The sequence below is a fragment of the Streptomyces sp. NPDC097981 genome (genome assembly GCF_040302565.1).
Taxonomy (GTDB): Bacteria; Actinomycetota; Actinomycetes; order Streptomycetales; family Streptomycetaceae; genus Streptomyces.
In genome coordinates, this window is the sequence record NZ_JBEORW010000015.1 from 108,772 (window position 1) to 120,823 (window position 12,052).

The following is a 12,052-nucleotide window of genomic DNA, read 5'->3' on the forward strand; positions in this document are numbered from 1 at the left end:
TCAGGAGCGCTCTTTCGATGACACCGACGCCGACGGCGACGCTCGTCGCCCGGGACTGGGCGGAGATCCAGGAACGGATGCTGGTACCGCTGTACGAAGCGGTCTACGACCGGCTGGAGGTCGGGCCGGGCGACCGGCTGCTCGGCCTGGACTGCGGGTCCGGGCTGGCCCTGCTGCTGGCCGCGGGGCGGGGCGCCGCCGCCACGGGCGTGGAGGCGGACCCGGCCCGGCGGGCGCTGGCGCGCGAACGGCTGCTGGAGGTGGTCCCCGCCCCGCCGGCCGGTGCGCGGCCGTACGACGTGCTGCTGGCCTTCTCGCCGTCCGCGGCGGCCCTGGGCGCCGCCCTGCCGGCGGTCCGGCGGGGCGGGGCGGTGGTGCTGGCCGACTGGGGCCCGGCGGAGCGGTGCACGGTGCCGGCGGTCCTGGGCGGCGGTCCCGCACCGCAGGACCTGGACGCGGCGGTGTCGGACGCCGGGCTGTGCCCCGACGGGTCGGGGCGGGTGTTCTGCCCCTTCGGGTACGCGGACGTGGACAGCGCGGTACGGGGACTGCTGTCGACGGGGCTGTACGAGTCCTCCTCCGATGCGGCGCAGGTCGAGAAGGAGCTCACGGAGGCGCTTCACCCGTACGAACGGCCGGACGGCACGGTCTGGCTGCCGAACATCTTCCGCTACGTGATCGCCCGCGTTCCGTGACCGCGCCCGGCGCCGGGGCTCCGGCCCCGGCCCCGGCCGGCCTCCCCCGCTACTTCGACAGGCGGGGGATTCCCGCGGCCTCGTACGCGGCCGGCTCGTCCAGGGTCTCGTTCGCCAGCAGGGCCTCGGTCAGGGCGTCGAGTTTCGGCCGGTGTTCGCGCAGCAGCCGGCAGGCCTCCACGTAGCACTCGTCGACGATCCGCCGCATCTCGTGGTCCACCGCGTCCAGCGTGGCGGGGGCCGCCAGGAGCCCGTACGGGCTCTGTGCGTCCGCCGGGATCGCGGTGAGGCGGCCGACGCGCTCGCTCATGCCCCAGCGGCCGACCATGCCGCGGGCCAGGTTGGTGACCTGTTCGAGATCGTTCTCCGCGCCCGTGGTGATGACGTCGAACACGACGTGCTCGGCGGCCATGCCGCCCAGCGCGCCGATGATGCGGCCGCGCAGATAGTCCTCCGTGTAGGAGTAGCGGTCCGCGTCCGGCGTCGAGAGGGTGACGCCGAGGGCCCGGCCGCGCGGCACGATCGTGATCTTGCGGACCGGGTCGGCGCCCGGCTGGAGCATGCCGAGCAGGGCGTGGCCGCTCTCGTGGTACGCCGTACGGCGGCGCTCCTCCTCCGGCATGACCAGCGAACGCGCCGCGCCCAGCTGGACCTTCTCCAGGGCGTCCATGAAGTCCGCCTGCGTGACCTGGCTCTGCTTGCGCTTCACGGCGAGGAGGGCGGCTTCGTTGGCCAGGTTGGCGAGGTCCGCGCCCGTCATGCCCGGGGTGGTGCGGGCCACCCGGCCGAGATCCGCGTCGGCGGCCAGGGGGATGTCCCGGGTGTGGATGCGCAGGATGGCCTCGCGTCCGGCCCGGTCCGGCGGGGAGACCGACACCGTACGGTCGAAGCGGCCGGGGCGGGTCAGCGCCGGGTCCAGGACGTCGGGCCGGTTGGTGGCGGCGATGACGATCACGCCTTCCGAGCCGGAGAATCCGTCCATCTCGGTCAGGATCTGGTTCAGGGTCTGTTCGCGCTCGTCGTGGCCGCCGAGGGCGGCGCCGCCGCCGCGCGCCCGGCCGATGGTGTCGATCTCGTCGATGAAGACGATCGAGGGGGCCACCTTGCGCGCCTCGGAGAAGAGCTCGCGGACCCGGGAGGCGCCCACGCCGACGATCATCTCGATGAACTCGGAGGCGGAGGCGGAGAAGAACGGCACCCCGGCCTCGCCCGCCACCGCCCGCGCCAGCAGGGTCTTGCCGGTGCCGGGCGGTCCGGCGAGCAGGACCCCGCCGGGCATCCGGGCGCCCAGGGCCCGGTACTGCTGCGGGTTCCCGAGGAAGTCCACGACGTCGTTGAGCTCGCCCTTGACCTCGTCGATGCCGGCCACGTCGGCGAAGGTGGTGCGCCTGCCGCCCTCCAGTTCCACGGGCTTGGGCGGTGCCTTGCGGCCCAGCACGCCGCCGGTGCCGCCCGTGCCCGCGCCCATGCGGCGGGCGATGAACACCCACAGGAGGACCAGCAGCAGCATCGGCGCCAGCGAGATCAGCAGATTGGCCAGGAAGCTGCGCTGCACGACGACCGGGGAGGCCGTGACGACGACGTTGTGCTTGCTGAGGTTGGCCCACAGCTGGTCGTCGGCGAAGGCCGGGCGCTGGGTGACGAACTTCGTGTAGTCGCCCTTGCCTCCGTCGGGCAGCGGCTGTTTGTTCCTCAGCTCGCCCTGGATGGCGTCGCCCTTGGAGTAGATCTTGGAGACGTTGCCGTCGGCGACCTGCCGGCTGAACTCCGTGTACGAGACCGTCGGCTCGTCGCCCTGGTTGAAGTACGACAGGACCGCATTGGCCAGCAGGAAGACGATCAGCGCGGTGAGGACCAGTCCGCGCCAGCCCCCGGGCATCCGCCTCCTGGGCGGCGGTGCGGGCGGCGCGCCCTCGGAGCGCCAAGGCGTGTCGGCGCGGTCGCGAGGCGGTACGGGGGTGGGGCTGGGCACAGGGCCTCCTTACTGCCGTCCTCGTGGCCGACCATAAGGGATGTAACGCACCATTGCCCCTGCGGAATGTGCGAGGCGTACGCAGAAGGGCCCCGGCCGGATCGCCCGGCCAGGGCCCTTCCCGATGCGACTGCGGTTGCTTCGCGGGTTACTTCATGAACTTCTTGAACTCGTCCGGAAGGTCGAAGTCCTGGCCGGACTGGCCACCGGCGGGAAGGCCGAACGGGCTGCCGGTGGCGGGCGCGGCGGTCTGCGGACCCTGCTCGCGCCGGGCGGCTGCTGCCGCCTCCTCTTCCTTGCGCTTCATCGGGTTGCCGCTCTTGCGCTTGCCCTTGGCCTGCTTGACCTGCTTCTTCTGCCGGCCGGGGCCGCCGCCCATCCCGGGGATGCCGGGCATGCCGGGCATCCCGCCGCCCTGGGCCATGCGGGACATCATCTTGCGGGCCTCGAAGAAGCGCTCGACCAGCGACTTGACGGCGCTGACCTCGGCACCGGAGCCCTTGGCGATACGGGCGCGGCGCGAACCGTTGATGATGTGCGGGTCGTGGCGCTCGGCCGGGGTCATCGACTTGATGATCGCGGCCATGCGGTCGACGTCGCGCTCGTCGATGTTGTTGATCTGGTCCTTGATCTGGCCCATGCCCGGGAGCATGCCGAGCAGCTTGGAGATGGAGCCCATCTTCCGGACCTGCTCCATCTGGGCCAGGAAGTCGTCGAGCGTGAACTCCTTCGGGCCCTTCGCCAGCTTGGCCGCCATCTTCTCGGCCTCGGCCTGGCTGAAGGTCTTCTCGGCCTGCTCGATGAGGGTGAGCATGTCACCCATGTCGAGGATCCGGCCCGCCATGCGGTCGGGGTGGAACGCGTCGAAGTCGTCGAGCTTCTCGCCGTTCGAGGCGAACATGATCTGCTTGCCGGTGACGTGCGCGATGGAGAGCGCGGCACCGCCCCGGGCGTCGCCGTCGAGCTTGGAGAGTACGACGCCGTCGAAGCCGACGCCGTCGCGGAAGGCCTCGGCGGTGTTGACCGCGTCCTGGCCGATCATGGCGTCGACGACGAACAGGATCTCGTCGGGGCTGACGGCGTCGCGGATGTCCGCGGCCTGCTGCATCAGCTCCTGGTCGATGCCGAGGCGGCCGGCGGTGTCGACGATGACGATGTCGTACTGCTTGGTGCGGGCGTACTCGATGGAGTCCTTGGCCACCTGCACCGGGTCGCCGACGCCGTTGCCGGGAGCGGGCGCGTAGACCGCGACACCGGCGCGCTCGGCGACGACGCTGAGCTGGTTGACGGCGTTGGGGCGCTGGAGGTCGCAGGCGACGAGGAGCGGCGCGTGGCCCTGGCCCTTGAGCCAGAGGCCGAGCTTTCCGGCGAGGGTGGTCTTACCGGCACCCTGGAGACCGGCGAGCATGATCACGGTCGGCGCGGTCTTGGCGAAGCGCAGGCGCCGGGTCTCGCCGCCGAGGATCGAGACGAGCTCGTCGTTGACGATCTTGAGGACCTGCTGGCCCGGGTTCAGGGCCTTGGAGACCTCGGCACCCAGCGCGCGCTGCTTGACGTTCGCGATGAAGGAACGGACGACCGGGAGCGCGACGTCGGCCTCAAGGAGGGCGATACGGATTTCCCGCGCCGCAGCGTCGATGTCCTGCTCGGAGAGGCGACCTTTGCCCCGGAGGGACTTGAAGGTCGCGCTGAGGCGGTCGGAAAGCGTATCGAACACGGTGGTCGCGATTCCTCGGGTCGGGGGCGTGTGGTCGCCCCCCAGGGTATCGGGCCGCGCCGGATGCTGAACCCGGCGGCCCGTCCCCGGCCCGGGAACCGGCCCGCCCCCGGTCCGGGGCCCGCCCGGGCGGGCCCGCCGCCCGGAGCGCTCCGCCACCCCGCCGGGCTCCCGCCGACGGTGCCGGGGCAGCGGCAGAACGCGAAGCCCCGTGGCCGCGGGCCGCAGCTGCGCGGGGCGGCCGGTCCCCTGCCCGCCCTTCCGCCGTTCCCCGGGGCGCCCGCCCGGACCCCCGCGGGTACGGCGCCGTGGTCGGGGGCCGGCCCCGAAAGCCCCGCGCCCGTGAACACAGGCGGGCGCCGAGGGCAGGGCTCCGCCGTCCCCTCCGCGGCGCGGCCCGCCGCTCGGGCGTTCCCGCTTCCGGAGGTGGCGGGGCCGCGCCCGAGAGGCTCCCGGGCCCGGCGGGGCGCCGAGGGGCCCCGGGTCAGTGGAGGGCGGCCTCCAAGGCGGTGGCCAGGGCCGAGGCCGCAGCCGGCGGCAGGGGCTTGCCGTCCGGGTCGACCACGTACAGGGAGTCCACCGCGTTGGCTCCGAGCGTGGAGACGTGCGCGCTGCGGACCCGCACCCCGGAGGACTCCAGCGCGCGGCCGATCCGGTGCAGCAGACCCACCGCGTCCGGGGCCCGTACCTCCAGGACCGTGGCCAGCGAGGACACCTCCGGGACCACCGTGACCCGGGGCGGCGGCGGGACCACCCCGCGCCGCCGCGGGTACGCCGCCTCGCGGTCCGCCAGCTTCGCCGGGACGTCCAGCGAGCCGTCCAGCGCCCGGACCAGGTCGGTGCGCAGCCGGGCCGCCTCCGGCAGCGAGCCGTACTCGGCGGCCACCCGCCACCGCAGGACCAGGACCTCGCCAGGCAGGTCCGGGAGCTCCACCGAACGCAGGTCCGCGGCCCTGACCGTGAGCCGGTGCAGGGCCAGCACGCCGGCCACCGCCGGAAGGACCCCCGGCTGGTCCGGGACCGCCACCACCAGTTCGGCCCCGACCGCGTCGTCCTCCTCCCGGCGCGCGTGCAGCGCCAGCACCGGCTCCCGGGTGCGCAGCGCCTCCACCGCGAGGCGTTCCTGCTCGGCCGTCGCGATGGCGAGCTCCGCCGCGACGGGCGGCGCGCCCCGCAGGACCGATGCCACCCTCGCCACCAGGTCCGCCACCAGCGAGCCCCGCCACGTGCTCCATGCCGCGGGCCCGGTGGCGAGGGCGTCCGCCTCGGTCAGCGCGTGCAGTATCTCCAGCGTGCCGAGCGACCCCAGGGCCTGCGCGACCGACCGGACCGTCGCCGGATCGTCCAGGTCCCGCCGGGTCGCGGTGTCGATCAGCAGCAGGTGGTGCCGTACGAGCACGCCCAGCACGGCGGCGTCCTCCGCCTCGAAGCCCACCCGTACGGCCACGTCGCGGGCGATCGTCTCGCCCGCCACCGAATGGTCCCCCGGCCAGCCCTTGCCGATGTCGTGGAGCAGGGCGGCCATCAGCAGCAGGTCCGGGCGGCTCACCCGGCGGGTCAGGGCCGAGGCGCGCACCGCCGTCTCCACCAAGTGCCGGTCCACCGTCCAGGTGTGCACGGGATTGCGCTGCGGACGGCACCGCACCCGTTCCCAGTCGGGCAGCAGCCTGGTGATCAGGCCCTCCGCCTCCAGGGCCTCCCAGACCGCCACCGTGGGCTCCCCCGCCCCCAGCAGGGTCAGCAGTTGCTCCCGCGCCTCCGCGGGCCACGGCACGGGCAGCGGCTTCGCCTGCGCCGCGAGCCGTCGTACGGCGTGCAGCGAGACGGGCAGCCCCGCCTGCGCGGCCGCGGCGCCGAAGCGGAGCGGCAGCACCGGGTCCCGGTCGGGCCGGGCGGCCAGGGCCAGGACGGCCTCGCCGTCGGACTCCACGACCCCTTCGGCGAGCGGCGCCCGCTCGGCCGCCGCGGCCCCCCGCGGCCCCAGCAGCCCGCGCAGCCTCGGCCGGGCCGCGCGGGCCCGCAGGACCCGGCCGACCTCCCGCCACGTCACGTCGCCGGCGTACGCGACGACCCGCGCGGCCTCGTACACCTCGCGCAGCAGCGCGTCCGCGTCGAGCAGGCCCAGCCGGTCCGCGACCTGGTCCTGTTCCTGGAGCGCGAGCCGGTCGGTCGCGCGCCCCGTCACCAGGTGCAGGGCGTCCCGCGCGTCCAGCAGCCGCTGCCGGGCCTCGACCAGCCCCTCGCGCGGGGCGTCGGCCAGCCAGGAAGCGGCGACGGCCCGCAGCGCGGTGACGTCGCGGAGTCCGCCGCGGGCCTCCTTGAGGTCGGGTTCCAGCAGGAAGCGGAGCTCCCCGGCCTGCTCGGCCCGCTCCCGGCACAGGGAGTGCAACTGCGGGAGCCGCTTGGCGGCCTGGTTGCGCCAGTCGGCCAGCACCGAGGTGCGCAGGCCGGCGAGCAGCCCGGCGTCGCCCGCGACGGGCCGGGCGTCCAGCAGCCCCAGGTGCACCTTGAGGTCCTCGGCGGCGGTCTTGCGGGCCTCGGCCGGGGTCCGCACCGAGTGGTCGAGGGCGACGCCCAGGTCCCACACGGGGTACCAGATCCGGTCGGCCAGCATGCCGAGCGCCCGTGGCTCCGCCTTGCCGTCGTGGAGCAGCAGCAGGTCGAGGTCACTGCGCGGGGAGAGTTCGGCGCGCCCGTAGCCGCCGACGGCCACGAGGGCGGCGCCCCGGACCCCGGTCTCCCGTACGGCCGTGGCGAACAGGCCGGTCAGCCAGTCGTCGGTCAGCCCGGCCAGCGCGGAACGCCGCGAAGGCCCGGACCGCGACTCCTCCTGGAGGAGTCGCAGCCGGGCCGCGGCGTACCCGCTGGGTCCCGAGCCGGACGGATCGTTCGAATCGCCCGTCATGGTCTGTTCGGCGCTCGTCACCCAGGAGCTCCCGTCGCCTAGAGCGCTTCTGCGCCGCGCTCGCCGGTGCGGACGCGGATGATCGCGTCCACGGGGACGCTCCACACCTTGCCGTCACCGATCTTCCCGGTGCGGGCGCCCTTGACCAGGACCTCCATCACCGATTCGGCGTCGTCGTCCTCGACGACCACCTCGATGCGGATCTTCGGTACGAGGTCCACGGTGTACTCGGCGCCCCGGTAGACCTCGGTGTGGCCGCGCTGGCGGCCGTACCCGCTGGCCTCGGAGACCGTGAGCCCCTGGACTCCGAACCGCTGGAGGGCGTCCTTGATCTCGTCCAGCCGGTGCGGCTTGACGATCGCGGTGATCAGCTTCATGCGTCAACCTTCTTGGTCGCGGCGGCAACGGGGACGGGTGTGGCGGTGCTCCGGGAGGAGGCTCCGCCGCCGGCTCCGCTGAAGTCGTAGGCAGTCTCGGCGTGCTCGACCTGGTCGATGCCGGAGACCTCGTCGTCCTCGGTGACCCGCATCCCGATCGTCTTGTCGAGGAGGAAGGCGAGGATCGCGGACACGACGAGAGAGTAGGCGAGGACCGAGAAGACCCCGACGGCCTGCTTGCCGAGCTGCTCCAGGCCGCCGCCGTAGAAGAGGCCGGCCGCGTCGGACTGGACCCCGCCGGTGGCGAAGAAGCCGACCAGCAGCGAGCCGATGACACCGCCGACGAGGTGGACGCCGACCACGTCGAGGGAGTCGTCGTAGCCGAACTTGTACTTGAGGCCGACGGCCATGGCGCACACGACACCGGCGATGGCGCCGATGGCGATCGCCCCGAGCGGGGAGCAGGAGCCGCCGGAGGGGGTGATGGCGACGAGGCCGGCGACCGCGCCGGAGGCGGCGCCGAGGGTGGTGAAGGAGCCGTGGCGCAGCTTCTCGTACGCGAGCCAGGCGAGCATGGCGGCGGCGGTGGCGACCTGCGTGTTGACGAACATGACGGCGCCCACGCCGTCGTCGTTGCCGAGCCAGGACCCGGCGTTGAAGCCGAACCAGCCGAACCAGAGCAGACCGGCGCCGAGCATCACGAGCGGGAGGCTGTGCGGGCGCATCGGGTCCTTCTTGAAGCCGACGCGCTTGCCGATGACGAGGATGACGCCGAGGGCGGCGGCGCCGGCGTTGATGTGGACGGCGGTGCCGCCCGCGAAGTCGATGACGCCGAGCTTGAAGAGCCAGCCGCCGGTGCCCCAGACCCAGTGGGCGACGGGGAAGTAGACGACGGTGACCCACAGGGCGCTGAACAGGGCCCATGCGCTGAACTTCACGCGGTCGGCGAGGGCACCGCTGATCAGGGCCGGGGTGATGACGGCGAACATCAGCTGGAAGACGGCGAAGACGTAGACCGGGATGGTGTACCCGTCCCACAGCTCGGTGATCCCGATGCCGCTGAGGCCGACGTAGTCGGAGGACCAGCCGATGACGCTGCCGGAGTCGGTGCCGAAGGCGAGGCTGAAGCCGTAGAGGACCCAGAGGATCGTGACGATCCCGAGGCTGATGAAGCTCATCATCAGCATGTTGAGGCTGCTCTTGACTCGGACCATGCCTCCGTAGAAGAAGGCGAGTCCCGGGGTCATCAGCATGACCAGGGCGGAGCAGATGAGCATGAACCCGGTGTTCGCGGCAGACAGCGTCGGGGCGTCTGCCGCGAGGGTCGTGATGGCTGATGCCATCGGCGTCTCCTCGTCGTCGGTACGTTCGCGTGCGGGCGATCGTGAAAACCTGAGCGGCGCAAGGCGTAAGGCCGGGGGGGGCGGGCCTGGGGGCTGGCCGGTTATTGACCCTGAGATTCGCGCAGGCCGGTTTCCGGCGGCGCCGCTCGGTGTTTCGCGCCGATGACGAAGGCGTCCGGGCTGTTACAGCACGATGAACACGGCAACCATCAATTGAGGAACCACGACGGTGGGCAACCGCCTCCGCGAGAGCGGCGCCGGTTTAGGCGCAGAAAGGGTGGGCCGGCCGCGGCAGTGACCCGGGTGACCTGGCCGGGGGAGCCTGATCGGGCTTCACGGGGTGACTGCCGCGGCCGGGGCTTCGGGGGCGGCCGCGCGGGCCGTCAGACGGCCTCGGCGGCCTCGGGGAGGCGGGATGCGAGGCGGTCGGTCAGCCGGACGACGTCGGCGACGTCGCCGTACTCGCGGGCGGCGGTGTCGACGGTCTTGCGGATCCGGGTGTTGACCCGTTCGGAGCGCACCTTTTCCGCCACCTTCAAGGCCTGGTCGACGAGGACGACGGCCTGCTCGGGCTCCCGCTGGAGCAGGTGCACGGTGGCCATGCCGATGAGGTTGAGGCTGTACGAGCGCAGGTGCTCCTCGTCCTTCCCGAAGAGCTCCACGGCCCGCTGCATCACGGGTTCGGCGAGGGAGGCGTACATGGGGCTGCGCCCGGCCACGTAGGCCAGATCGCGGTACGAGTGGGAGTTCTCGCCGTTGAGCTCGGCCTCGGAGAAGAAGCGGATCCAGTCGGGTTCGGGCTCGCCTCCGAAGCCGACGTCGGAGAAGGCGTCCTCGGCCATCCGGACGGCCCGCTTGCAGCGGCTGGGCTGGCCCATGTTGGCGTAGGCACGGGCCTCCATCGCATACAGCATGGCCTGGGTGCGCGGGCCGGCGCAGTCGCGGCTTCCGTACTGCGCGAGGTGGATGAGTTCCAGGGCGTCCTCGGGGCGGCCCAGGTGGATCATCTGGCGGCTCATGCTGGAGAGGATGTACGAGCCGAGGGGCTTGTCCCCGCCTTCCTTGGCGGCGTGCAGCGCCAGGACGAAGTACTTCTGCGCGGTCGGGTGCAGGCCGATGTCGTAGCTCATCCAGCCGGCCAGTTCGGCGAGTTCCGCGGCGACCTTGAAGAGCCGCCGCATGACGGGGGCCGGGTGGCTCTCCTGGAGCAGGTCGGTGACCTCGTGCAGCTGGCCCACGACGGCCTTGCGGCGCAGTCCGCCGCCGCACTGGGCGTCCCACTGGCGGAACATCACGGTGGTGGCTTCGAGGAGGCCGAGTTCCGGTTCGGAGAGCCGGGGCGGGCGGTGGCCGCTGAGGGCTCCGGGCGCCCCTGCCTCGCGGGGGCCCGGGTCGGCGGGGGGGACCGGGACGAGCCAGCGCTGCATGGGCTCGATGAGGGCGGGGCCGGCGGAGAGAGCGAGGGAGGTCCCGAGGAAGCCGCGGCGGGCCAGCATCAGGTCGCTGCGGGAGAACTCTCCGAGCAGTTCGACGGTCTGCGGGCCGGCCCAGGGCAGGTCGACGCCGGAGACGGAGGGCGTCTGGTGGGCGGTGCGCAGCCCGAGCTGCTCGATGGCGACGACGGAGCCGAACCGCTCGGAGAACAGCTCGGACAGGATCCGCGGGACGGGCTCGCGGGGCTGCTCGCCGTCGAGCCAGCGGCGCACCCGGGAGGTGTCCGTGCTGATGTGGTGGGCGCCCATCTGGCGGGCCCGCCGGTTGACCTGGCGGGCGAGCTCGCCCTTCGACCAGCCGCTGCGGACGAACCAGGAGGTCAGTTGCTCATTGCGGTCGGCAGAGCCCGGGACCTCCGGCTCCTCGCTCGTTCCGCTTGCGCCGTTGCCGCTCACTGGAACGCCCCCATCCACTCAGCCTTTTCACACGAAACCCTGGCTGGAGCGGCGAGCGCCGCCACGGACCTTCACAGATCCTCCACACGTTGCCTCCGGCATAACCACGGACGGCCCGCCTTCGGGGTTTGGTGCACTGAAAGTAATCCTACGATCACCCCTGCGGCGAGGCCGATTCCGGAAACGCCACCATTCGCCACCCCCTCGAATGAACAAGCCACCCGCCAGGCGCGATTCACTTGACACCGAGGCGAAAACGATTGGATGGACGGGAGTGCGCCAGGGGCGCGCGCGGCGAGGAGTGCGCCGGGCAGCCCCTCCGGGGCCGGACCCGCACCCGGCCCGCATCCCGTCCGGCCGACGTCGTAACCACCTGCGCGTCCGACCCGTTGGAGGGGGCATGGGCATGGGCTTCACGATCGGCGGCAGCCGCAGCACCAAGGAGTTCCGTTCCGGCTCACGGCGCCGCGGCCGGACGTCGGAGTGCACGGCGGTCGCGGAGTACACCGGACTGTGGGGCTGGGACGTGGTCCCCGGCGCCCGCGCCGCCGCCCCCGCCCGCGGCTGCTCCTGCGGTCTTACGCATTGCAGCGCGCCGGGGGCCCATCCGCTGCCCCTCGCTCCGACCGTCCCGGCGGGCGCCACCCTCGACGAGGTCACCGCGATCTGGGGCGAGTACCCGGGCGCTGCGGTCCTGCTCCCGGTGGGCCGCTCCTTCGACGCCATCGAGGTCTCGGAGGAGGCCGGGCGCCGCGCGCTGGTCCGCCTGGAGCGGATGGGCCTGCCGCTCGGGCCGGTCACCGCGACCCCGGACGGCCGGGCCCAGTTCTTCGTGGCGCCGGGAGCGGCCGCCGAGCTGCCGCAGCTGCTGTACCGGATGGGCTGGGACGACGCCGACCTCGACCTGCGCGCTCTGGGGCCCGGCACCTGCCTGACCGCCCCGCCCTCCGACCACGCGGGCCTCGGCCCGGTCGGCTGGCTGCGCCCGCCCGCACTCGATTCGGCGGGCGGTCCGCCGCAGGCCCGGCTGCTGCTGGGCACCCTCGCGTACATCTGCCACCGCCTGCGGCGCTGACGCCCGTACGCGTGCGCCCGTACGCACGGCAGCGCCCCCGCGTTCCGGCCGGATCGCGGGGGCGCTGCCGTGCGTACCG

General features: G+C 73.2%; 8 protein-coding genes. 2 read left to right on the forward strand and 6 right to left on the reverse strand.

The window, feature by feature from the left end; all coding sequences use genetic code 11:
• Nucleotides 1–17: 17 nt before the first annotated feature.
• Nucleotides 18–695, forward strand: coding sequence for a methyltransferase type 11 (locus tag ABTY04_RS17150; RefSeq protein WP_352214158.1), 678 nt, complete (start codon nt 18–20; stop codon nt 693–695).
• 49 nt (nt 696–744) lie between these two features.
• On the opposite strand, the gene ftsH is transcribed toward ABTY04_RS17150, so the two are convergent.
• The 6 genes from ftsH to nsdA form a co-directional block, all read right to left on the reverse strand.
• Nucleotides 745–2,667, reverse strand: a complete 1,923-nt coding sequence (gene ftsH / locus ABTY04_RS17155; RefSeq protein WP_352214159.1) for an ATP-dependent zinc metalloprotease FtsH — start codon at nt 2,665–2,667, stop codon at nt 745–747.
• Nucleotides 2,668–2,815: 148 nt separating this feature from the next.
• Nucleotides 2,816–4,384 (reverse strand): signal recognition particle protein, encoded by a 1,569-nt coding sequence (gene ffh / locus ABTY04_RS17160; RefSeq protein WP_352214160.1) that lies wholly within the window; start codon nt 4,382–4,384, stop codon nt 2,816–2,818.
• A 484-nt stretch (nt 4,385–4,868) separates the two neighbouring features.
• Entirely contained in the window at nt 4,869–7,289 is a 2,421-nt protein-coding gene (locus tag ABTY04_RS17165; protein ID WP_352214204.1) for a [protein-PII] uridylyltransferase, read from the reverse strand.
• 38 nt (nt 7,290–7,327) lie between these two features.
• Nucleotides 7,328–7,666, reverse strand: coding sequence for a P-II family nitrogen regulator (locus ABTY04_RS17170; protein WP_054226484.1), 339 nt, complete (start codon nt 7,664–7,666; stop codon nt 7,328–7,330).
• The gene (locus ABTY04_RS17175; RefSeq protein ID WP_352214161.1) at nt 7,663–9,009 is read right to left on the reverse strand and encodes an ammonium transporter; all 1,347 of its coding nucleotides are present in this window, start codon (nt 9,007–9,009) and stop codon (nt 7,663–7,665) included. Before ABTY04_RS17175 ends, ABTY04_RS17170 begins: the two co-directional genes overlap by 4 nt.
• A gap of 383 nt (nt 9,010–9,392) precedes the next feature.
• The gene (nsdA, locus tag ABTY04_RS17180; protein ID WP_502996656.1) at nt 9,393–10,898 is read right to left on the reverse strand and encodes a transcriptional repressor NsdA; all 1,506 of its coding nucleotides are present in this window, start codon (nt 10,896–10,898) and stop codon (nt 9,393–9,395) included.
• A gap of 406 nt (nt 10,899–11,304) precedes the next feature.
• Here nsdA and ABTY04_RS17185 point away from each other — a divergent pair, with 406 nt between their 5' ends.
• Complete coding sequence (locus tag ABTY04_RS17185; protein WP_352214163.1) at nt 11,305–11,973, forward strand: bifunctional DNA primase/polymerase; 669 nt, start codon at nt 11,305–11,307, stop codon at nt 11,971–11,973.
• Nucleotides 11,974–12,052: the final 79 nt, after the last annotated feature.